Origin of the sequence: Faecalibacterium sp. IP-1-18, assembly GCF_023347355.1 — a bacterium.
In the GTDB taxonomy this organism is placed as follows: Bacteria; Bacillota; Clostridia; order Oscillospirales; family Ruminococcaceae; genus Faecalibacterium; species Faecalibacterium prausnitzii.
Map to the genome: position 1 here is coordinate 1,691,793 of NZ_CP094472.1, position 20,304 is coordinate 1,712,096.

The 20,304-nt window shown below is 58.1% G+C and carries 19 protein-coding genes; 3 read left to right on the forward strand and 16 right to left on the reverse strand.

What is annotated here, in order from left to right:
* Window positions 1-64 precede the first annotated feature (64 nt).
* Together MTP43_RS08025 and MTP43_RS08030 are read left to right on the forward strand one after the other, a co-directional pair.
* Entirely contained in the window at window positions 65-352 is a 288-nt protein-coding gene (locus MTP43_RS08025; protein ID WP_015538114.1) for a YabP/YqfC family sporulation protein, read from the forward strand.
* Window positions 353-361: 9 nt separating this feature from the next.
* Window positions 362-1,498 carry a sporulation protein YqfD gene (locus MTP43_RS08030; RefSeq protein ID WP_005924027.1) on the forward strand — a complete coding sequence of 379 codons (1,137 nt, stop codon included), beginning with the start codon at window positions 362-364 and terminating at the stop codon, window positions 1,496-1,498.
* A gap of 229 nt (window positions 1,499-1,727) precedes the next feature.
* Here MTP43_RS08030 and hslO read toward each other — a convergent pair whose 3' ends face one another.
* The 12 genes from hslO to MTP43_RS08090 all read right to left on the reverse strand — a co-directional run bounded on the left by hslO (window position 1,728) and on the right by MTP43_RS08090 (window position 13,698).
* Complete coding sequence (hslO, locus tag MTP43_RS08035) at window positions 1,728-2,642, reverse strand: Hsp33 family molecular chaperone HslO (RefSeq protein ID WP_005924025.1); 915 nt, start codon at window positions 2,640-2,642, stop codon at window positions 1,728-1,730.
* A gap of 3 nt (window positions 2,643-2,645) precedes the next feature.
* Complete coding sequence (locus tag MTP43_RS08040) at window positions 2,646-3,395, reverse strand: class I SAM-dependent DNA methyltransferase (protein ID WP_005924023.1); 750 nt, start codon at window positions 3,393-3,395, stop codon at window positions 2,646-2,648.
* A 4-nt stretch (window positions 3,396-3,399) separates the two neighbouring features.
* Window positions 3,400-4,002 carry a ribosome biogenesis GTP-binding protein YihA/YsxC gene (gene yihA, locus MTP43_RS08045; protein ID WP_005924021.1) on the reverse strand — a complete coding sequence of 201 codons (603 nt, stop codon included), beginning with the start codon at window positions 4,000-4,002 and terminating at the stop codon, window positions 3,400-3,402.
* A 21-nt stretch (window positions 4,003-4,023) separates the two neighbouring features.
* A complete protein-coding gene (gene lon, locus MTP43_RS08050) occupies window positions 4,024-6,477 on the reverse strand; it encodes an endopeptidase La (protein WP_005924018.1) in 2,454 nt (817 codons plus the stop codon).
* A gap of 140 nt (window positions 6,478-6,617) precedes the next feature.
* Window positions 6,618-7,163 carry a Gx transporter family protein gene (locus tag MTP43_RS08055; protein ID WP_113621100.1) on the reverse strand — a complete coding sequence of 182 codons (546 nt, stop codon included), beginning with the start codon at window positions 7,161-7,163 and terminating at the stop codon, window positions 6,618-6,620.
* Window positions 7,164-7,178: 15 nt separating this feature from the next.
* Entirely contained in the window at window positions 7,179-9,074 is a 1,896-nt protein-coding gene (locus MTP43_RS08060; RefSeq protein WP_113621101.1) for an ABC-F family ATP-binding cassette domain-containing protein, read from the reverse strand.
* 31 nt (window positions 9,075-9,105) lie between these two features.
* Complete coding sequence (locus MTP43_RS08065; RefSeq protein WP_117526264.1) at window positions 9,106-9,846, reverse strand: YjjG family noncanonical pyrimidine nucleotidase; 741 nt, start codon at window positions 9,844-9,846, stop codon at window positions 9,106-9,108.
* 86 nt (window positions 9,847-9,932) lie between these two features.
* A complete protein-coding gene (locus MTP43_RS08070) occupies window positions 9,933-10,154 on the reverse strand; it encodes a hypothetical protein (RefSeq protein ID WP_005924002.1) in 222 nt (73 codons plus the stop codon).
* A gap of 55 nt (window positions 10,155-10,209) precedes the next feature.
* On the reverse strand, window positions 10,210-12,057 hold the full coding sequence (locus MTP43_RS08075) for an SGNH/GDSL hydrolase family protein (protein ID WP_005923999.1): 1,848 nt from the start codon (window positions 12,055-12,057) through the stop codon (window positions 10,210-10,212).
* Window positions 12,058-12,096: 39 nt separating this feature from the next.
* Window positions 12,097-12,771 carry an HAD-IA family hydrolase gene (locus MTP43_RS08080; protein WP_005923995.1) on the reverse strand — a complete coding sequence of 225 codons (675 nt, stop codon included), beginning with the start codon at window positions 12,769-12,771 and terminating at the stop codon, window positions 12,097-12,099.
* Between the two features lie 232 nt (window positions 12,772-13,003).
* Window positions 13,004-13,330 carry a hypothetical protein gene (locus tag MTP43_RS08085; protein ID WP_005923990.1) on the reverse strand — a complete coding sequence of 109 codons (327 nt, stop codon included), beginning with the start codon at window positions 13,328-13,330 and terminating at the stop codon, window positions 13,004-13,006.
* A gap of 59 nt (window positions 13,331-13,389) precedes the next feature.
* Window positions 13,390-13,698: a YerC/YecD family TrpR-related protein gene (locus tag MTP43_RS08090; protein WP_005923988.1), complete on the reverse strand. Its 309-nt coding sequence runs from the start codon at window positions 13,696-13,698 to the stop codon at window positions 13,390-13,392.
* 703 nt (window positions 13,699-14,401) lie between these two features.
* Between MTP43_RS08090 and MTP43_RS08095 the strand changes: the two genes are divergently transcribed.
* Window positions 14,402-16,129 carry a carbon starvation CstA family protein gene (locus MTP43_RS08095; RefSeq protein WP_113621105.1) on the forward strand — a complete coding sequence of 576 codons (1,728 nt, stop codon included), beginning with the start codon at window positions 14,402-14,404 and terminating at the stop codon, window positions 16,127-16,129.
* 167 nt (window positions 16,130-16,296) lie between these two features.
* On the opposite strand, the gene MTP43_RS08100 is transcribed toward MTP43_RS08095, so the two are convergent.
* The 4 genes from MTP43_RS08100 to MTP43_RS08115 all read right to left on the reverse strand — a co-directional run bounded on the left by MTP43_RS08100 (window position 16,297) and on the right by MTP43_RS08115 (window position 20,185).
* Window positions 16,297-16,989 (reverse strand): alpha/beta hydrolase, encoded by a 693-nt coding sequence (locus MTP43_RS08100; RefSeq protein ID WP_113621106.1) that lies wholly within the window; start codon window positions 16,987-16,989, stop codon window positions 16,297-16,299.
* A 429-nt stretch (window positions 16,990-17,418) separates the two neighbouring features.
* The gene (locus MTP43_RS08105) at window positions 17,419-18,627 is read right to left on the reverse strand and encodes a sodium ion-translocating decarboxylase subunit beta (RefSeq protein ID WP_005923974.1); all 1,209 of its coding nucleotides are present in this window, start codon (window positions 18,625-18,627) and stop codon (window positions 17,419-17,421) included.
* A gap of 15 nt (window positions 18,628-18,642) precedes the next feature.
* Entirely contained in the window at window positions 18,643-18,999 is a 357-nt protein-coding gene (locus tag MTP43_RS08110) for an OadG family transporter subunit (protein ID WP_005923971.1), read from the reverse strand.
* A gap of 160 nt (window positions 19,000-19,159) precedes the next feature.
* A complete protein-coding gene (locus MTP43_RS08115) occupies window positions 19,160-20,185 on the reverse strand; it encodes a rod shape-determining protein (RefSeq protein WP_015538108.1) in 1,026 nt (341 codons plus the stop codon).
* Window positions 20,186-20,304: the final 119 nt, after the last annotated feature.

Consider the following 20,304-nt stretch of genomic DNA (forward strand, 5'->3'; position numbering starts at 1 on the left):
CCCCTCCATATATATGGAAGCATGGGCTGTGCAATGTACAAAGCGCGGGACGGGAGGGACAACGATGGCCAGAGCACACCACGACCGGCGCACCCCGGGCGACTGGCTGCGCGGACTGTTCCGACAGCCGCCGCCCGGGTTTTACAGCCGCCCTGCCGTATACCTGAGCGGCGACCGGATGGAGATCGAGCATTTTTGCACGGTGTTATTCTTTGATGAAAACAGGCTGTGTCTGCGGCTGGCGAAGGGGCGGTTCACGGTATACGGCAGCGGACTACGCATCTGCACCCTGACCGCCGCACGGCTGACGGTGCAGGGGCAGTTTTTGCGCACCGATTTTTCCGATGAATAGGAGGCCATCATGGAAGCTGCAAGCCTTTGGGCGGGGGTGCGCTTTACCGCCCGGAACGGCAGCCCCGAGGCACTTTTGACCGATGCCGCCGGACAAGGGCTGCATTTATACGGTGTTTTTTCCCTGCCCGGCGGCTTTTACGGCCATTGCGCAGCATGGCAGTACCGACGGCTGGCCGCACTTGCCCGGCACAGGCGGGTGCGGCTGCGGGTGGAAAAGCGGAAAGGACTGTATTTTTTGCTGCGCCCGCTGCTGCGGCGCAAAGGGCTATGGACCGGGCTTGTCGCTTGGGGGCTGGTACTGGTCTGGCTGCAAGGGCTTATATGGGCGGTGGACTACGGCAGCCTGACTACCGGACAGCGGGCGCGGGCGGGTGCGGTGCTGCGCAGCTGCGGCTTGCAGCCCGGCACTGCCGTAACCGAGGAGCTGCTGCGCACCGGAGAGTACTCCCTGCTGGAAAGCGGCGAGTTCTCGTGGGCAAGCCTGAATTTTGAAAAAGGACGGCTTGTGGTGGAGGCCGCCCCTGCCCGTGCACGGCCTGAGATCGCCGCAGGCACCCTGCACGGGCTGCGGGCAAAGTGCAAGGGAACGGTGCTGCGTACAAATCTTGCCAGCGGCACCATGCTGGTAGCCCCCGGGCAGACCGTGGAGGCCGGGCAGGGGTTGATCGGCACGGCACGCAGCGAGCGGGACGGCACCTTGATCTTTGCCCCGGCGGCAGGCACAGTGGTGGCGCAGCTGGAGTGGCAGACAGACCAGAGCGTTCCGCTGGCAGAGACGATGTCGCAGCTGACCGGCGAAAACAAAACAAATTACCGGCTGTTTTTCGCGGGGCACTCTGCCGCGCTTTCCCCCTTTGCACCCGATAGGGATGGGCTGTGCCGCACCCGGCATCTGCAATTAGAGGTTTTTGGTCTGCCCCTGCCCTGCGCGGTGGAGGAGACCACCTATTACGGGCAGCAGCAAAAAACGATGTACCGCACCGAGGCACAGGCGCTTACGCTGGCGCGGCTGCAAGGGCTGCGGGCACTGCACGAGGCTTTCCCGGATGCCGACATCCTCGCCCGCCGGGAGGAATGCACCGTGCAGGAGGATACCCTGCATTACAATGCCGTGTATACTGTGGCGGCAGATATCTGCACATAACAAAAGGCGGACGATTTGGAATGGTCTCCGCTTTGCTCTGACCATATTCAGCGGAAAGATTATTGTTTATTTACAGGTCTGGAAAATCTGCGGATTTTCCAGACCTGTCTTTTCACGAGAGGGGGCGAGAGGGAAAACTTCAGCTATAAAAGCAACTTGCTTCGGAAACGCAAAAGCAAAAAAGGCGGCTGCACACAACTGCGCAGCCGCCTTTTGAAAAGCGGATTTTTTATTGTATGGGATGTTCGGCTTCAGCGGCCTGTGCAGCCTGTGCATCGTACTCGGCAAGCAGGGCGTTCAGGTCGTACTGGTACTTGCTGTGGCAGAAGTGGCACACCACCTCACAGTTGAGGTCCTCGTCCCGCATCCGCACAAGTTCGGCACGGCCAAGGCTGAGCAGCATTTCCTTGGTGCGCTCGGCGCTGCAATCGCATTGGTACTGCACCGTGCGCTCGTCCAGCACGTTGGGGGTAAAGCCGGCCAGTGCCAGCTGCATCATGTCCTCGGGGGTCTTGCCCGCATGGAGCAGCTCGGTGACAGAGGGCATGGCGCTGATGTTCTTTTCCAGCTGGTCGATTTCAGCATCGGTAGCGCCGGGCAGCAGCTGTACCATAAAACCACCGGCGCAGAGAATGGACAAGTCTTTGTCCACCAGCACGCCCAGCGCCATCACGGTAGGCACCTGCTCGCTGTACGCATAGTAGCTGGTCAGATCCTCAGCGATCTCGCCGGACACCAGCGGCACCTGCCCCACCGTGGGCTCCTTTTGCAGGCGGTTATCCCGGATAACGGTCAGCACGCCGTCCTTGCCCACGGCAGTGCCCACGTCCAAGTGGCCGTTGGCTTTGGCGGGCAGCTCCACCAGCGGATTGTCAATGCAGCCCTTCACGTTGCCGGTGCCGTCGGTGCAGGCAATGAGCACGCCGGCAGGGCCGCCGCCCGCCACACGCAGGGTGATGCGGTCGCGGTCATCCTTGAGCATGGAGCCCATCAGGGTAGCACCCGTGAGCAGACGACCCAGTGCCGCGCTGCAGGTGGCGCTTGTGGTGTGAAGCTTTTCTGCTTTACGGACAATATCGGTGGAATCCACACCGCAGAACACGACACCGCCGTTTTCGGACAGGCCGCGGATCAGGTTTGCCATAGGTTATTCCTCCAGTTGTGTATACTGTTTTGTTGCGCAGAAGAAGTAGCGCTGGCTTTCCTCGGTCAGCGGGCCGAAAGTCTCGCCATCGCAGACGCTTTCCAGTGCAAAGCCGTGCTTTTCCAGCGCCGCACGGATGGTAGCCAGATCATAGGTATACTCGCAGAATTCCTCGTGGAAATGCTCGCCGGTCTCGTGATAATCAATGTCCACCGTGATCTCCACCTTGCGGTCGGCGGCGTTATAGTGGTTGTGCCACACGCAGGCGGCATCCTCTTCCTCAAAGGTGAATTCGTTATCGCCCAGAACCTTCCGGTGCTTATAGGGGGTGTTCATATCAAACAGGAACACCCCGCCCTTTTCCATAAAAAAGCCTGCGTTGGCAATGGCGGTATCCAGATCCGGGATGTGGTTGAAGGTATCAAAGGTGGATACCGCCGCCCGGATGGTGCCGTAGAGATCCAGCTTGAGCAGGTCCTGCCGTAGCAGCAGCAAACGACCGGAAAGTCCCAGCTGCTCGGCCTTATCCCGCACCACGCAGAGCATCTCCTCCGACTGGTCGATGCCGATCATATCGTAGCCCGCCTGCGTCAGCATCAGGGTCAGTTCCCCGGTGCCGCAGCCAAGGTCGGCCACAATGCCGTCGTGGATGCCGTGAGCTTCCAGCTTTGTATGGATCTGGCTGTACAGGGCATCGTAGTCCGCCTCGCCGTTGAATTCATCGTAAAAATAGGCAAATTCGTTGTAAGCCATGGCGTTACTCCGCTTCCTCGTTTTCCGCAGCCACTGCGGCGTTGAGCACCGCCTGCAGCTCCGGGATGCCGTAGCCGTTTTCGCCGCTGGTCAGCACCACCTTCTGGCAGCCGTAGGGGCGGCAGATGTTTTCAAAGTCCTCCTGCGTTTTGGCAAGCTGGCTCTTTTTCAGCTTGTCCGCCTTGGTCAGCGCCACCACATAGGGGATGCGGTGGTAGTGCAGATAGCGTAGCATCTGTAAATCGTCTGCGCTGGGGGCGTGGCGGCAGTCCAGCAGCTGCACCAGCAGGGTGTGGTGGCGGGGTGCCTCGAAGTAGCTGTTGATGAGGTCGTCCCAGCGCTCGCGGTCGGCGTTGCTCACCTTGGCGTAGCCGTAGCCCGGCAGGTCCACAAAGTAGCAGTCGTCCACCGAATAGAAATTGATGGTAGCCGTTTTGCCCGGCGTACTGGACACGCGCGCCAGATTTTTGCGGCTGCACAACTTGTTGATCAGGCTGGATTTGCCCACGTTGGAGCGCCCCGAAAAGCTCAGTTCAGGGCGGTCGCTCTCGGGCAGCTGGCTGGAAATGCCATAGCTGGCAATAAAATCAGCTTTATTGAAGATCATGGCGTGTTCCTTTCTGGTATTTCAGCAGACAGCGCCCGGCTGGTTCTTCTCAGGCGCGGCGGGGATGCGGCTTTCCCCTGCTTTGGACTTTTTGGTGCGGGGGCGGCCTGCGGTGCTCTTTGCTGCCTTCGGCTTAAGCAGGGCGGCAGCCAGCACCTGCGAGAGGTTCTGCATGGGCAGGAAGGTCAGATTCTTCTTGACCTCCTCGTCCACGTCGTAAAGATCAGGCTCGTTGTCCTTGGGGATGAGCACGGTCTTCATGCCCTCGCGGTAAGCAGCCATGCTCTTTTCCCGCAGACCGCCGATGGGCAGCACATTGCCGTGCAGGGTGATCTCGCCGGTCATGGCCACATCGCCGCGCACCGGTACGCCGGACAGGCAGGACACCAGTGCCGTGGTCAGGGTGACGCCGGCAGAAGGGCCATCCTTGGGCACAGCACCCTCCGGGGCGTGGATGTGCAGGTCGCACTTCTTCAGCCGCTCGGGGTCGATGCCGTATTCCTCGGCGTGGACGCGCACCCAAGTGACTGCCAACTGTGCGCTCTCCTTCATCACATCGCCCAGAGAGCCGGTGACCGTGATCTTGCCGGTGCCGTTGTCCATGACCTGCACCTCAATGGGCAGGGTCTCGCCGCCTACGCTGGTCCATGCCAGACCGTTGGCGATGCCCACGGCGTTGGTGCGGTTGAGGAAGTCCGGCTTGACGATGCGGGGGCCCAGCAGTTCCTCCAGCATGGCGGCAGTCACCGCCACGCTTTCCACCTCGCCGGAAGCGATCTTGCGGGCGCACTTGCGCAGCACGCTGGTGATGGTACGCTCCAGATTACGCACACCGGCCTCGCGGGTGTACCCGTCGATGATGCCGTAGAGTGCGCTCTGGTTCATGGTGACCTTGCCGGTCAGGCCGCAGGCCTTGAGCTGCTTGGGCAGCAAATGTTTGCGGGCAATGTTGTATTTTTCCACGCGGGTATAGCTGGGCAGCTCAATGACGTCCATGCGGTCCCGCAGCGGGCCGGGGATGCTGCCCAAGTCGTTGGCGGTGGTAATAAAGAGCACATGGCTCAGATCAAACGGGATATCGATGAAATGATCGTTGAAGGTGCTGTTCTGCTCCGGGTCCAGCGCTTCCAGCAGCGCAGCCGCCGGGTCGCCCCGGAAGTCCCCTGCCAGCTTGTCGATCTCGTCCAGCAGCATCAGGGGGTTGGAGGACTTAGCGGTGATCATGGCGCTGATGATCTTGCCGGGCATAGCACCGATGTAGGTGCGGCGATGACCGCGGATCTCGGCTTCGTCCCGCACGCCGCCCAGACTGATGCGCACATATTTGCGGCCAAGGCTTTCGGCGATGGAGCGCGCAATACTGGTCTTGCCAACGCCCGGAGGGCCTACCAGACAGATGATCTGTGCCTTCACGTCCGGTGCCAGCTTGCGCACGGCCAGCATTTCCAGAATGCGGTCCTTGACCTTTTTCAGGCCGTAGTGGTCCCGATCCAAAATCTGCTGGGCGCGGTGGATATCCAGATCATCCACGGTCATGGTGTTCCACGGCAGATCCAGACAGGTATCCAGATAGGTACGGATGACCGTGGCTTCCTGATTGCTGCTCTGCATCCGGGACAGGCGGTCTACCTCCTTGAGCAGTTTTTTCTCGCTGTCCTCGGCAAGGTGCAGCTCCCGGATCTTGCGGCGGTAATCATCGGCTTCAGCGTGGGTATCGTCCCCCTCGCCCAGCTCATCGTTGATGATGTGCAACTGCTCGTGCAGGTAGTAATCGCGCTGGTTCTTGTCCATGGACTCGTTGACCTTTTCCGCGATCTCCTTTTCGATCTTCATCACCTGACATTCACGGCGCAGCATCTCCACAAGGCGCTGCAAACGGCCGTTGAGGGTGTTCTCGTTCATCACAGCCTGCTTGTCCTCATAGCGGAACAAGAGGTTTGCTGGCATATACTCGGTGAGGAACATGGGGTCATCGCTGGAAACGATGGTGAACACCACGTCCTTGGCAAGGCGCGGGTTCATACCCAGATATTCGTCAAAGCCGGTCTTGAGGGCGCGGAGCAGCGCCTCGGTCTCCACAGCCTCTTCGGGCTTTGCAGCACGTACCGGAGCAGAGCGCACGGCAGACAGCAGAAAATCGCCGGTGGTATCCAGCTCGGTCAACTTGGCGCGGTACTTGCCCTCTACCAGCACCTTGACCAGTTCGTCCGACACGCGCAGCACCTGCTTGACCTCAGCTACTACGCCGTAGGTGTACAGGTCCTGCTGGGTGGGCTCGCTGGTCTCCATCTCTTTCTGGGCTACCAGAAATACGTTGGAGTTGTTGGCCATGGCCCACTCCACAGCGGCAATGCTCTTTTCCCGCCCGACTTCAAAATGAACAAGGTTGTTGGGGAACACCACCAGCCCGCGCAGTGCGATGGTGGGCAGATGGAGCTCCTTCCGCTCGACCTTGATGGTAACTTTTTCAGACATATACAAACACCTCCCGACTGCCGCTCAAGTTCCCATGCTGCGGCAGCTCTATCCTTTGGGGTCATTTTGATAAAAATACAGTTGTTTCCTTATTATACAGATTTCCGGCCAAAATGCAACTGCCCTGCCGAAATGGTCGGTCATTCGGGGCGGTTTTCGTGGGTGTTGAAGCCCATTTTGCCCAGCGCGGGCAGCAGCGCCCGCAGCGTGACCGAGGTGAGCGCACCCATGACAAGCCCCAGCACCAGCATGACCGGCGCGTAGTACAGCGACAAGGACGAGGAGATGATGACCCCTGCGCCCAGCAGCTGCCCCACGTTATGCGCCAGTGCGCCGCAGACCGACAGGATGAACCATGTGGGCCGCACCGGCAGAAGATAGTACAGCACCCACATCACCGCAAGGGACAAAAGCCCACCGCACAGCGAGAGAAAGCCCGCCGTGAAGCCGGACACCAGAAAGACGAACAATGCCTTGAGTATATCCAGCACCAGCGCCTGCCGGGGACCCATGAAGAACAACGCGTACATGACCACGATGTTGGCAAGCCCCAGCTTCATGCCCGGCAAAAGCCCCGGGATGACCAGCGTGCCTTCAATGAAGGAAAGCGCCATGGCCAGCGCAAACAACAGACCGGACAGGGCGATGTGCCGCGTTTTTTGATAGTTGCGGTGATTTTTAGGCATAGAGGATACGCTCCTTTATTCTTCGGGCTGCTGCGTCTGCTCGTAGGCTTCCTGCTCTTCCATAGCGGCTTCCCATGCGGCAAAAAGCTCTTCCTGATGGAAGCGCAGGTCGCTCAGCTCATCGCTTTTCTGGCGCAGCAGGTCGGGGTCGTTGTAAACCTCCGGGGAGTTGATCTCGTTGTCCAGCTCCACCTCGCGTGCACCGCAGGCCTCCATCTCGTCCTCACAGGCCTTGATCTTGGCGCGCAGCTCGGCGCGGCGGCGGCGCTGTTCCTTGCCGTAGCCGGTCTTGGCAGGCTCGGCAGCTTTCTGGGCGGCCTGCGCCGGGGCGGCACGACCCATCAGGGCATCGTAGCTGGGGTAAAGCACCGCCTTGCCGTCCTCAAGGTAGAGGATGGGACAGGCCAGACTGTTCATCAGGTGACGGTCGTGGGTGACCAGCAGCAGGGTGCCGGTGTAGGCCATCAGTGCTTCAGTCAGGTTTTCGCGGGTATAGATGTCCAAGTGGTTGGTAGGCTCGTCCAGAAACAGCAGGTTCGGCCGTTCCAGCACGATCTCTGCAAAACGCAGGCGCGCCAGCTCACCGCCGGACAATGCCTCGCAGGGCTTGAACACGGTATCGCCCCGGAAGCCCAGCTTCGCAAGGTGGCTGCGTACTTCCAGCTCGGTCATGCGAGGGTACTTGTTCCAGATGACATCAATGACCCTGCCCTGCCCCAGACGGTTCTGCTGCTGGGCAAAGATGCTAGGACGTGCTCCGGTGCCCAGCCGCACCATGCCGCCGGAGGGGCGGCGCTTGCCATCCAGCACCTGCATCAGGGTGGATTTGCCCGCACCGTTGGGACCGGCAATGATAAGCCGCTGCCCGCGGCAGACCGTATAGGTAAAGGGTTCCAGCAAGGTGCGCTCCCCGATCTTGATGCTGAGGTTTTTCAGCATCACCAGTTCATTCCACGGTTCTACGTCATATTCAAAGCGGAACTTCAGTTGGTTGGTCTCGTCCTTGGGCGCCTCGGTGATCTCCAGCTTTTCCAGCTGCCTGCGGCGGCTCTGTGCCATTTTGGTGGTGGAGGCGCGCACAAGGTTGCGGTCCACATAGTCCTGCAGCTTTTCAGCCAGTGCCACGTCGGCATCGTGCTGCTTCTGGCGCAGGGCATCGGCGGCTTCCTTCTGGGGCAGATAGGCCGAGAAGTTGCCCTTGTAGGTGGTCATGGTCTGGAAGGACACCTCCCAGATCTTTGTACAGACATTATCGAGGAAATAGCGGTCGTGGCTGACCACCAGCACCGCACCGGAGTAGCCCTTGAGATAGTTTTCCAGCCATTCCATGGTGGCAAAGTCCAAGTGGTTGGTGGGCTCGTCCAGAATGAGGACATCGGGCTTTTCCAGCAGCAACTTTGCCAAGCGCAGCCGCGTCAGCTCGCCGCCGGAGAGCACTGCAATGTTCTTTTGCCATGTATCCTGTGCAAAACCCATGCCGGACAGCACCTTTTTGATGTTCACGTCCATGTTGTAGCCGTCGGCGGCATCCACGATATTCTGCAGGGCATCATGCTGTGCCAGCAGGTCGGCGTTATCGGGCTGGGTAGCCATGCGGCGTTCCAAGATCTGCATCTGCGCCATGGCATCCAGCACCGGGGCAAAAGTGGCGCGCATCTCGCCGTAGATATCCAGCGTGGCGTCCAGCTTTGCGTTCTGCTCCAGATAGCCCAGTGTTACCCCGTGGGTCACGCTGAACTCGCCCTCGTAGTCCTGATATTCGCCGGTAAGGATCTTGAGCAGAGTGGTCTTGCCTGCACCGTTCTGTCCCACAATGCCGATGCGATCTTCCCGCTCGACACTGGCGGTCACATCGTGCAGCACCACCTTTTCGCCAAAGGTCTTACCCAGTTTTTCCAAATGTATCAGCATAATTTTGTTCCGTTATCCGTTTTTTCAAGTTTCAGCACTGGTGGCGGCGGTTCTTCAGGCCAACGTTGGCCAGTTCCTCCTGCTCCATCACCAGCGGATACAGTTCCTCCAGACTGGCGATCTCGTAGGTGGGGATCACCTTACCGGGGTTCTCAGCGTGGTTGGGGTTATACCAACAGGTATCCAGCCCGGCGTTGCTGCCGCCCTGAACATCGCTGGCCAAGCTGTCGCCCACCATCAGAACGTGCTCCCGGTTCTCCACGCCCAGTGCGCGCAGAGCCGCATCAAAGATGCGGGCATTGGGCTTTTCGCAGCCCATTTTCTCAGAGATGAACACGTCCTCCATAAAGTTCATCACGCCGCTTTCCGCCAGACGGCGGGTCTGCACCATCTGGGCACCGTTACTGACGATAGCCAGCGTTGCCACCTCGGAAAGCTCCCGCAGCACGTCCAAAACCTCGGCGCTCATCAAGTCCGGGTGGGTGGACAGCTGCTCCAGATAGAAGCGGTTCATCTCCACGCCGTCACCGGCGGCATCGATGGTCTTTAAGAAGCGGCTGAACCGCTCGCTGAACAGCTTTTCGCGGCGGATCTGGCCTTTTTCCAGCTGCCGCCACAGCTCCTCGTTGATGGTGCGGTAGGTCTGCACGGTCTCGGCGTCCGGCTCGATGCCGTAGTTCACCAGCGTTTCGGCCAGCGCCTTGTTTTCCGCTGCGTCAAAGTTGAGCAGCGTATTGTCTGCATCGAACAGGATGCAATAATATTTTGCCATAGTATCTCACTTTCTTTTCAGCATTTCCCACTTTGGTGTATCAACAGGGAGAAGCCAGCCCCACCCCCGGCAGAGCTGGCTTCCCATTATTCAGAAACGATCTCATACGCAGACAGGTCTGTTTGTGCCGGGGTGTTGTCCGGACACATTGTTTTACCCTCGCAGGGCGTCAGACCACATTTCTGCATTTCTTCCTCCAGTGCGCTGTTATCCACGTTTTCCCAGTCGGTATCGTAGTAATCCACGCTGCCGTCGGTCACGTCATACTCGCCGGGCAGGGCGGGCGTGCGCATCGCTTCCCAGTACATAAGGCTCCACCTTCCTCTCCCGCCAGCCTATGCGGCGCAAGGAGGAAATGTGCCCTTAGTTGGCAGCTTCCTTGCTGGCGCTTACCTCGGTTTTGGAGGAAGCGGGCTTTTCCTCTTTAGAAGAGGCTGGTTTTTCCTCCTTGGAAGAGGAACTGCTCTGCGAAGAAGAGACGGGCTTTTCTTCCTTAGAAGATGCCGCAGAAGAGGCAGGCTTCTCCACCTTGGAGGAGCTGCCAGCGCTTTCAGAAGTACCGTTCGAGGAGGAAGAAGCGGGCTTCTCCTCCTTGGAGGAAGCGGGTTTCTCTTCCTTGGAAGAGGCCGGTTTTTCTTCCTTAGAGGAGGACGTTTCTTCCTTGGAGGATGCAGGCTTATCCTCCTTAGAGGAAGCGCTGGAGCTGCTGGAACTGCTGGAGCTGCTGGTGCTGCCGGACGTTCCACCGCTGACCGTAAGTTCCAGCTTGTTGCTGGTGACGGTGCAGTCATTATAGCTGGCGGTGGCATACACCCGGAAGGTGCCGCCCACCATGGAGGGGTCTACCTCGCCCTTTACGGTGGTCTTACCGGCAGCCTGTGTTACCTCGCTGCCGTTGACATACCAGCGGATGCTGGAAGCATCCAGATACTTGCCCTTGAGGGTTGCCTTAAAGGTATAGGAATCCCCCAGCCCAGCCTTACCGCTGCTGCTGACCTGGATAGAGGCTGCTGCAAACACAGCGGTCACATCCACGTTCTGGTCAAAATTGGTATCAGTGCGGGTGCGCTTGGTCACGCCATCGCTCCACTTGACGAACACATAGCCGTCCTCCGGCACAGCGGTCACCTTAACGCTCTGGGCGGCGCTGGTCACCTTGACGGTAAGAGACTTGCCGCTCTCGTCGCCGCAGGTCAGGGAGCCGCCGCCGGTTTTGTCCACACGATAGTCCGCCTGATACTCCGTTTTTTCCTCAACAACAGAGGAGGAGACCGCCTCCGAGCTGCTGGGTGCCTCCACCGCAGAGCTGGGCTTGGCGGTATACTCGGCGCGGGTGGGGATATTATTGGTATCCGGGCGGCGATCCTCGGTCTCGTAGGCGTGGGTGCGCAGATACTTCAGCAGCACCTTCAGGCCTGCGGGCTTGAGGTGGATATCCCCGCTCTGGTAGTAATCGACATTGCCGTAGCCGTTGGCGTCCTTCAGTGCCTCGGCAGAGTTGAGGAACTTGACGCCCAGCTGCTCGCACATGGTCAGCAGCGCCATGTTGAAATCATCAATACGGGTCTGGTCCATGTTGGGGTAGTTGGAGTGGTTGGACGGGACCGGCGGCACCGTGTTGACGATGATATCGGTATAGGGATAGCTGGCCTGAATGGCCTGTACCAGCGCGGTGTAGTTGCTGATAAAGTCCTCGGTATTCATGCCGTTGTCGTTGGTGCCCAGCATAATGACCACCCGGCGGGGCTTCATTTTGGCCACCGCCTGCGCAATGGTGTAGCGGTTATCGTCCCGCTTAAAGGTAACGATGCCCTCGTTCAGGGCGGCACTGGTGCCAATGCCTTCCTTGGCGCAGAACTGCTGCAGCGAGATCAGACCGTTGGCGTACAAACGCACCGTGTTGGAATCGCCGATAAAAAGGGTCTGCTCCTGATAGGCGTCACCAGCATCAGCAGTCCCGGTGAGCAGCGCGCTGGAAGTCTCGTTGATCTGGTAGTGGTCGGAGATATCCTCCTCCCCTTCCGGAGCGGGCGCGGGGGTAATAATGGAAGAATCCCCCGGCTGCTCCGTCGGGTTCTTGCCCCGCTTGAGCATAGTAAGGGTGATGCCGATGGTCAGCAGCGCCGCCAGTGCACACACGATGCACACCAGCACCGCCTGCTTCTGCATCGGGGTCAGTGCCTTGTTCTCCTGTTGATTATTGCTTCTCATATTCTATCCATTCTCCTTCCGAAGGAATGAAACTTCCTGTCATACCCGGGCTGCCAGCAGCCGGTCGGTAAGGTCGGCGCAGCTTTCGGCCAGCAGCACCGGATGGAAAGCTTCCAGCTCTTCCCGGCTGCCGTAGCCGTACAGCACACCGGCAGCATCCAGACCGCAGTCGGCAGCGCCCCGCATATCATCGTTGCGGTCGCCCACCATCAGCACCCGCTTGCCCTGCAAGGCGGGCTGGCTGAGCACATAACGCACGACCTCGGTCTTGGTGTCCCGGCTCTCGTCCATGGAGGCACCGCCGATAAAATCAAAATACTGCGCCAGACCCTGCTCCTCCAAAATAGGGGTGACCACCTTGGTGGGCTTGGAGGTGGCGGTGCACAAAATAAAACCAGCCTGCTTCAGGGTTTGCAGCATCTGCAGAACGCCCGGGAACACAGCACACTCGTGGCTGCCCTTCACCGCATAGCTCGTGCGGTAAAGGTCGGTGGCCTTTTCGATCAGCGCCGGGTCGGTGAAGTGCTCACCGAAGCTTTTGCGCAGCGGCGGGCCCAGATACCGGCGCAGGTTTACGCCGGATACATCCACACCCATGGTGCAGAAAACCTCTTGCAATGTATGAATGATACCGGGGGCCGAATCGATCAGCGTCCCGTCCACATCAAATAGGATCGCATCATAATGCAGCAATATTTTATTCCTCGCTTTCATGGTGATACATCCAATAGTATAGCACAGATTTGATACATCAGCAATTCCAACAAAAGATTTTTCTGTCTCTTATGCAGGATTTTCATAAAAAGGGAGGCTGCTGCACCCTGTTTTGTGCAGCAGCCTCCCTTGCGGCAGAACGATTCAGAGCAATGTCGGGCAGCCTGCGGGCTGCCCGACATTGCATTTTCACGGGTTAGATTGCAGTAAAGATCGTCCCACGCAAAAAACATTACTGCGCAGGTGATGGGCAGCCGCTGTCCCCCGGGACATAGAGGTTGTTGGAAACGAACTCCAGCTTATCCTTGAGCACCAGCTCAAGGTTTGCGACGGCGTGCACCATGTTGGTGGCGGAGTCGTTCACTTCCAGCAGCTTGCAAAGATCCAGACCGTCCAGATCCATGGCTTTCTGCATCTTCCGGCTTTCGGCACACAAAATGTGGCTGAGCGCCGTTTCCTGCAAGGCAATGCTTTCCATCAGGTCCACAACAGCCTGATCCAAGCTGACCTTGGGCATCTCCGGACACTGAGAACGGGCACAGGGGGTATCGATCATCATAGGGCAAAACCTTCCTTTCCGGTCGTGTGCCCTATCCTATGCTGCGGCGGGTACGGCTGTTACTGCTTTTCTGCCTGTGCGCGCACCTTCTCGATGGTGTCGCGGTAGCCGCCGGAACCGTACTGGATGCAGCGGTTGATGCGGCTGATGGTGGCGGTGCTAATCTCCACCGCCTTGACGATCTGCTCATAGGTGGCACCGTCCAGCAGCAGCTTTGCGGCCTGCAGGCGCTGCGCCATATCCGAGATCTCCTTTACAGTGCACAGATCCTCAAAAAAGGCGTAGCACTCTTCCCGGCTCTCCAGACTGAGGATAGCGTCAAACAGTGCATCCGTCGTCTCGTTTCTTCTGGAATTTTTTTCAGCCATTGTTTTTCTCCTTATTATAACAGCGGCGACAGCATGCAAAGCAGCCGGTGCTGCCGCGCGGAATATTCTGCACGCTATTACTTTAGCACTTCAAAGTGTGAAAGTCAAGACCTGTGGGTGAATGGTTTTCAATTAAGAGCGTATTCAGTTTTATTCTCTTCACACATGAAAGAAAATCACCTAAAAATTATTCCCAGAAAATGGCTTGAATTGGCGTATCCTCTGAACTTGTTACAGAAATATTGACAATTGATGAAAACGGGAATAAAGTAGGACACAATCATTCAGCAAATGCAAGGAACAGGACATGATCTTCTGCATCACCCTCTTTCAGCGAGCCGCTTCTCGGGTGAAAAAGCGGCAGTCAGGAGCAGAGGACCCTCGCCTGCGAGCAGCCTGTGTGAACCGGGTTTTGTGCCCCCAAGTAGCATGGTGCCGTCCAGCCCACGTTATCGGGCAGCATGGTCAGTATACCATGCGTGGGAGAGTGGCTGTTTTAACACAGCAAGCGAAGTGGTACCGCGGAGTATTGCTCCTGCCCTGGCAGGCGGGAGCAGAAGCCTTCGTCTTCGGAGTGTGGCCGGAAAGCCCGGTCATGTGCTGAGGACGAAGGTTTTTTACGCTCCGGGGAAGCGCTTTGCCGGACGGCATCCTATCGTTCCGAACCTGTTGCGGAGTGAAAAAAGGAAAGAGGTAGAAAACTATGAATACGCTGGTCATCGTATTGATCGCAGCGGTGTGCCTGTTTGGCGCTTATGTGCTTTACGGCCGCTGGCTGGCTAACAAATGGGGCATCGACCCCGCAGCCAAGACTCCGGCTGTCGTCCACGAGGATGGCCGGGACTATGTGCCCACCAATGGCTGGACGGTGTTTGCCCACCAGTTCAGCTCCATCGCTGGTGCAGGCCCTGTCACCGGTGCCATTCAGGCCGCAGCCTTCGGCTGGCTGCCGGTGCTGTTGTGGGTGCTGCTGGGCGGCATCTTCTTCGGCGCTGTTACCGACTTTGGCGCTCTGTATGCTTCCGTTAAGAACGACGGCAAGAGCATGGGTATGCTGATTGAAAAGTACATCGGCAAGACCGGCCGCAAGCTGTTCCTGCTGTTCTGCTGGCTGTTCTGCGGCATCGTGATTGCCGCTTTTGCGGACATGGTTGCCGGCACCTTCAATGCCTTCGGCGCAGACGGCGCAATGGTTGAGGCTGCCAAGACCAACGGCGCTGCCGGCATGGTGTCCATCATGTTCATGGTGTTCGCCGTTATCTTTGGCCTGCTGCAGAAAAAGTTCAGCTTCTCCGGCTGGAAGGAAAGCGTTATCAGCATCGTGTTCATCGTGCTGTCCTTTGTCATCGGCGCAAACCTGCCCCTGATCCTGGGCAAGGCCGCTTGGAGCTACATCACCTTTGTGTACATCTTCTTTGCTGCTGTGCTGCCCATGTGGCTGCTCAAGCAGCCCCGTGACCACATGACCACCTTTATGTTCGTGGCCATGATTGTGGGTGCTGTGGTTGGCCTGCTGGTGGCACACCCCACCATGAATCTGCCTGTGTTCACCGGCTTTACCAACGAAAAGCTGGGCACCATGTTCCCCATCCTGTTCGTCACCGTGGCCTGCGGTGCAGTTTCCGGTTTCCACAGCCTTGTTTCCTCCGGTACTTCCTCCAAGACCGTTGAGAACGAGAAGGATATGCTGAAGGTCGGCTACGGTGCCATGATCCTTGAAAGCCTGTTGGCTGTTCTGGCTCTGTGCGTTGCCGGTGCTGCCGCAGCTGCCGACGGTACCCCTGCTGCCGGTACTCCGTTCCAGATCTTCAGCCGCGGCGTTGCCGGTTTCTTTGAGATGTTCGGTGTGCCCGCCTACGCTGCTACCGTGTTCATGACCATGTGCGTTTCCGCACTGGCACTGACCAGTCTGGATGCCGTGGCCCGTATTGGCCGCATGAGCTTCCAGGAGCTGTTCAGCGTGGACGACATGGAGCACGCTGAGGGCTGGCGCAAGCTGTTCTGCAATGTGTACTTCTCCACCTTCATCACGCTGGTGTTCGGCTTTATCCTGACCAAGATCGGCTACGCCAACATCTGGCCTCTGTTCGGTTCTGCCAACCAGCTGCTGAGCGCACTGGTGCTGGCTACCCTGTGCGTGTTCCTGAAGGTGACCGGCCGCAGCAACAAGATGCTGTTCCCCCCGCTGATCATCATGCTGTGCGTCACCTTTACCGCACTGGTGCAGCGCCTGATCGCTATGGTCAAGGCCATCAGCACTGCCGCTTCTGTTACCATTCCTGCCGGTGAGACCACTTGGGGCGCTGTGTTTATCGCAAACGGCCTGCAGCTGATCCTTGCCGTGCTGCTGATCGTGCTGGGCCTGAACATTGTGTTCCACTCCTTCTCCGCTTACAAGAAGGCTGAGCACAACAGCGAGGCAAACGTCTGATTCTTCCATTCACAATCCTGTTTTCAATAAACAAAACGCCGCTGACGATGCACAAAGCCGTCAGCGGCGTTTTGTTGTGGAAGCGTATTTTATATATGTAAGCCCGGAAAATCTGCGGATTTTCCGGGCTTACATTTTCACAGACTGAGGAAAAGAGAAACGGCCTATTATAAATGACAGCTTTCCCAGCTTTGCAGAGCGGCCAGCTGGGTCTCAGTATGGAACCAGTGTTCCCCGCCCTCCAGAATGGTCAGGTGCGCCCTGGTCTGCTGCCGGAACTGCTCCATGGCGGTGTGCCCGGTAAGGGGGTCTGTATCAGCATAGAGCACCTGTGTAGGCACTTTCCAGTGCAGCGGGTGCTCCCGCACCCAGCACAGATACGGCCACGAAAGCGTCTCCCCAAAGTCTGTGGGGATCTCCCCTGCCGCGCGCAGCTGCTCCTCCGTTACCCCTGCCTGCTGCATCAGGGCAAGGATCAGCTTTTCCATATCCACCACCGGGGAGACAAGCAGCGCCTTCTCCGGTTTTTGCGTCTGCAACGCCTGCATAGCAAACCACGCCCCGATGCTGACCCCATACACTCGGATATGCTTCCACACCGGCTGCATCCGGGCATAGACCGTTTGCAGTTCCCGGGTGACCACCCACGGCACCAGCTTTTCCAGGCTGTTTTTTCGGGTGCCGTGCTCCGGCAGGTCGACAGCCAGCACCTGCCAGCCTGCCGGGCAGGCTGTACGGGCAAAGCGGGCAGCCTCGGCTGCGCTGCCGTTTTTGCCATAGACATAGAGATAGACCTTACGGCTGCGCTTGCCGTACAGGACAGCCGGGACACCTGCAACCTCAAGCTTGATTTTTTCCATAACGGCTCCCTCCTGTTTTGGGGTGTTTTGCGCCCTGTTTTTCTCTATGATAGCACAAGCAGCAGCCAAACACAAACAGGAAAAAACTAATGCTAACACGATTTTGAATGGCCTCCGCTGCCGCTCTGGCCATTGTTCAAGGAAAGTATATTTTAATATTTGAGATTCTGAAACGCCTGCGGGCGTTTCAGAACCTCTTTTTCACAGAAGGGGTCGTAACTGGAAACGGCTGCTGTAACCTCTTACGTCCTCTCCCGTGAAAATGGGATGACGGAGCATCCGCAGACGCTCCGTTATCCCAAAATAATAAATCATAATTCCGCTGAATATGGCCAAAGCGCAGCGGAGGCCATTTGAAATCGTCCTGCACAAAAAGAGCCACCGCACAAGGCTGTGCGATGGCTCTTGAGATAGTGTTTCAGGTTTTGCTTAGCCGAAGATGTTGATCAGGATACCAGCAGCAACGGCAGAACCGATAACGCCGGCCACGTTGGGGCCCATGGCGTGCATCAGCAGGAAGTTGGAGGGGTTCTCGCTCTGGCCGACCTTCTGGGAAACACGAGCGGCCATAGGCACGGCGGAAACGCCGGCAGAACCGATCAGGGGGTTCACCTGACCGCCGGTCAGCTTGTACATGACCTTGCCACACAGCACACCGGCTGCGGTGCCGAAGGAGAAGGCGATCAGACCCAGCACGATGATGAACAGAGTGCGGGTGTTCAGGAAGGTGTTTGCACTGGTGGTGCAGCCCACAGACAGAGCCAGGAAGATGGTGATGATGTTCATCAGCTCATTACCGGCGGTCTTCTGGATACGATCCACAACGCCGCACTCCTTCATCAGGTTGCCCAGCATCAGCATACCGACCAGAACGGCGGCATCCGGCACGATGAGGGAAACGATGATAGCGACCATAATGGGGAAGATGATCCTCTCGGTCTTGGAGACGGTGCGCAGCTGCTTCATGACCACAGAGCGCTCCTTGGAGGTGGTCAATGCCTTCATGATGGGCGGCTGAATAACGGGCACCAGTGCCATGTAGCTGTACGCTGCCACAGCGATGCTGCCCAGCAGCTCAGGTGCCAGACGGGAGGTAACGAAGATAGCGGTCGGGCCGTCGGCACCGCCGATGATGGAGATGGCAGCGGACTGCTTCTGGGTGAAGTCCACCAGACCGGTAGCGGCCAGCAGACGGGCGCCCATGTAAGTACCGAAGATACCGAACTGTGCGGCAGCGCCCAGCAGCAGGCTCTTGGGGTTGGAGATCAGGGGTGCAAAGTCGGTCATGGTGCCGATACCGAGGAAGATCAGCGGCGGGTAGATGCCCAGCTTAACACCCATGTAGAGCATATCGGCCAGACCGCCGTTGTTCAGGATCTCGACCCACATGGGGTGCTCCAGACCGTCACCAACGAAGTACTGCATGTGGATGATGCCGCTGCCGGGGAGGTTGGCAAGGATCATACCAAAGGCCATGGGCAGCAGGATCAGGGGTTCGAACTCCTTGACGATGGCGAGGTACAGCAGAAAGCAGCCCACGCAGATCATCACGGCGTACAGCCAGCCGCCGGGCTGGCCAAACTGTGCAAAGCCGGAACTTTGGAAAATACCGACCAGAGTATCAATAAACTGTGTCATGCTCTTCCTCCTGTGTTAAAACGGGGCCGTGGTGTCGTTCACGCCGGCCTTGCCCCAGCCATTTTTGCCACGACGCACTGCCTTAAGGGTGTACTTGCCGTTGCCCATTGCATGGATAGCAGCCATAATGGCGGCCACCACATCACCGGGGATGCCCTCCTCTACCTGAGGAGCAGGCGCAGCCTGCTGTACCGGAGCGGCAGCGGGCTTTGCGGCAGGTGCCTGTGCAGCAGTCTTGGCGGCCTTCTTCTTGGCATTCATCGAGTCGAAGATCTTGCCCTCCAGCGTGATGATAGCCATCAGCAGCACGAGGATCAGGAACACCAGCACGATACCAGTAATGGTAACGACCACATCGAAACCTAAGTCCATGGTTTTTCCTCCTGTTTGTTGGATACTGCAAGCGATACAACATCGTTAGCAGAAAATCAATTTGGGTATAGTATACCGTATTTTGCCATTCATTTCAACAAAAATTAACAAATTTTATTTTTGCTGCTTTGTGATATGACATGGACAAAACGAACCAAGCTTAGCGGCGGCCGATGCGCGGGGTGGCATCCGTAAAGCCGGTTTCCAGCTTATCACCGATGGAAAGGCTCTGTGCCGTGCCCAGTGCAACACAGTTTACGGGGTCTGGCGAGACGGTGACCTCCACCTTTAGTTCCTGGCTCAGATATTCGGTCAGGCCGTGCAGCTGGGCACCGCCGCCGGTCAGCATAACGCCGTTACGGTAGATATCACCTGCCAGTTCGGGCGGGGTCTTTTCCAGCACCTGATGGGCTGCGGTGCCGATCTGCTCGCTGAGCATCATCACCGGCTCGTACAGATCATCGGTGGAAACGGTCACGCGCACCGGCAGACCGGTAAGCAGGCTGCGACCCTTGATCTCCATGCTCTCGTGGAAATCGGTCTTTTGGGGGCAGCAGGCAACGTGCTTTTTCAGTTCCTCGGCGGTGCGCTGGCCGATGGCGATGCTGTATTTGTTGCGGACGTGCTTGAGAATCTCCTCATCATAGTGGTTACCGGCCACGCGCACACTGGTGGCCTTGACCTTGCCGCCAAGGCTCAGCACGGCGATATCCGTGGTGCCGCCGCCGATATCAATGATCATACGGCCGTCCGGCAGGGTGATGTCGATGCCGGAGCCGAGAGCAGCGGCAATGGGCTCATCGATCAGGTACACCTGACGGGCACCGGCTGCCACCACAGCCTCCACCACGGCATCGCTCTCAATGCCGGTAATGGCGGCGGGCACGCACACTGCCACCCGGGGCTTGACCATGTGGGAGCTGTACACCTGCTTGACAAAGCGGCAGATCAGCTCCCGGGTCATGGTGTGGTCGCTGATGACGCCATCCTTCAGCGGGAAGATGGCGGAGATATAGTTGGGCGTGCGTCCCACCATGGCCAGTGCCTTGTCGCCGGCCTCCAACACGGTGTTCTTGCGGGTATCCATTGCCACAACGCTGGGCTGGTTGAGCACTACGCCCTTGCCCTCCTGCGCGATGATGATGGTAGTAGTACCAAGGTCGATGCCGATATCATTCTGTGCCATAATTGCCTGAATCCTTTCTCTGCGTTCCTCTATCATGTATGTAACGCCCGCAGCGGCGGGCAAAAAACAAAGACTGCTTTAGTATAACATAGTTGCGGCAAAAAGTATACAAGCTTTGC

What these genes read in the sequence shown, in the direction of transcription:
- MTP43_RS08060 (WP_113621101.1), bottom strand. Translation starts at nt 9,074, where the DNA reads ATGCTGATACATTTGGAAAAACTGGGTAAGACCTTTGGCGAAAAGGTG.
- MTP43_RS08070 (WP_005924002.1), bottom strand. Translation starts at nt 10,154, where the DNA reads ATGTACTGGGAAGCGATGCGCACGCCCGCCCTGCCCGGCGAGTATGAC.
- MTP43_RS08110 (WP_005923971.1), bottom strand. Translation starts at nt 18,999, where the DNA reads ATGGACTTAGGTTTCGATGTGGTCGTTACCATTACTGGTATCGTGCTG.
- MTP43_RS08055 (WP_113621100.1), bottom strand. Translation starts at nt 7,163, where the DNA reads ATGCCTAAAAATCACCGCAACTATCAAAAAACGCGGCACATCGCCCTG.
- MTP43_RS08095 (WP_113621105.1), top strand. Translation starts at nt 14,402, where the DNA reads ATGAATACGCTGGTCATCGTATTGATCGCAGCGGTGTGCCTGTTTGGC.
- MTP43_RS08080 (WP_005923995.1), bottom strand. Translation starts at nt 12,771, where the DNA reads ATGAAAGCGAGGAATAAAATATTGCTGCATTATGATGCGATCCTATTT.
- MTP43_RS08030 (WP_005924027.1), top strand. Translation starts at nt 362, where the DNA reads ATGGAAGCTGCAAGCCTTTGGGCGGGGGTGCGCTTTACCGCCCGGAAC.
- MTP43_RS08100 (WP_113621106.1), bottom strand. Translation starts at nt 16,989, where the DNA reads ATGGAAAAAATCAAGCTTGAGGTTGCAGGTGTCCCGGCTGTCCTGTAC.
- MTP43_RS08105 (WP_005923974.1), bottom strand. Translation starts at nt 18,627, where the DNA reads ATGACACAGTTTATTGATACTCTGGTCGGTATTTTCCAAAGTTCCGGC.
- MTP43_RS08090 (WP_005923988.1), bottom strand. Translation starts at nt 13,698, where the DNA reads ATGGCTGAAAAAAATTCCAGAAGAAACGAGACGACGGATGCACTGTTT.
- yihA (WP_005924021.1), bottom strand. Translation starts at nt 4,002, where the DNA reads ATGATCTTCAATAAAGCTGATTTTATTGCCAGCTATGGCATTTCCAGC.
- MTP43_RS08025 (WP_015538114.1), top strand. Translation starts at nt 65, where the DNA reads ATGGCCAGAGCACACCACGACCGGCGCACCCCGGGCGACTGGCTGCGC.
- lon (WP_005924018.1), bottom strand. Translation starts at nt 6,477, where the DNA reads ATGTCTGAAAAAGTTACCATCAAGGTCGAGCGGAAGGAGCTCCATCTG.
- MTP43_RS08115 (WP_015538108.1), bottom strand. Translation starts at nt 20,185, where the DNA reads ATGGCACAGAATGATATCGGCATCGACCTTGGTACTACTACCATCATC.
- MTP43_RS08075 (WP_005923999.1), bottom strand. Translation starts at nt 12,057, where the DNA reads ATGAGAAGCAATAATCAACAGGAGAACAAGGCACTGACCCCGATGCAG.
- hslO (WP_005924025.1), bottom strand. Translation starts at nt 2,642, where the DNA reads ATGGCAAACCTGATCCGCGGCCTGTCCGAAAACGGCGGTGTCGTGTTC.
- MTP43_RS08040 (WP_005924023.1), bottom strand. Translation starts at nt 3,395, where the DNA reads ATGGCTTACAACGAATTTGCCTATTTTTACGATGAATTCAACGGCGAG.
- MTP43_RS08085 (WP_005923990.1), bottom strand. Translation starts at nt 13,330, where the DNA reads ATGATGATCGATACCCCCTGTGCCCGTTCTCAGTGTCCGGAGATGCCC.
- MTP43_RS08065 (WP_117526264.1), bottom strand. Translation starts at nt 9,846, where the DNA reads ATGGCAAAATATTATTGCATCCTGTTCGATGCAGACAATACGCTGCTC.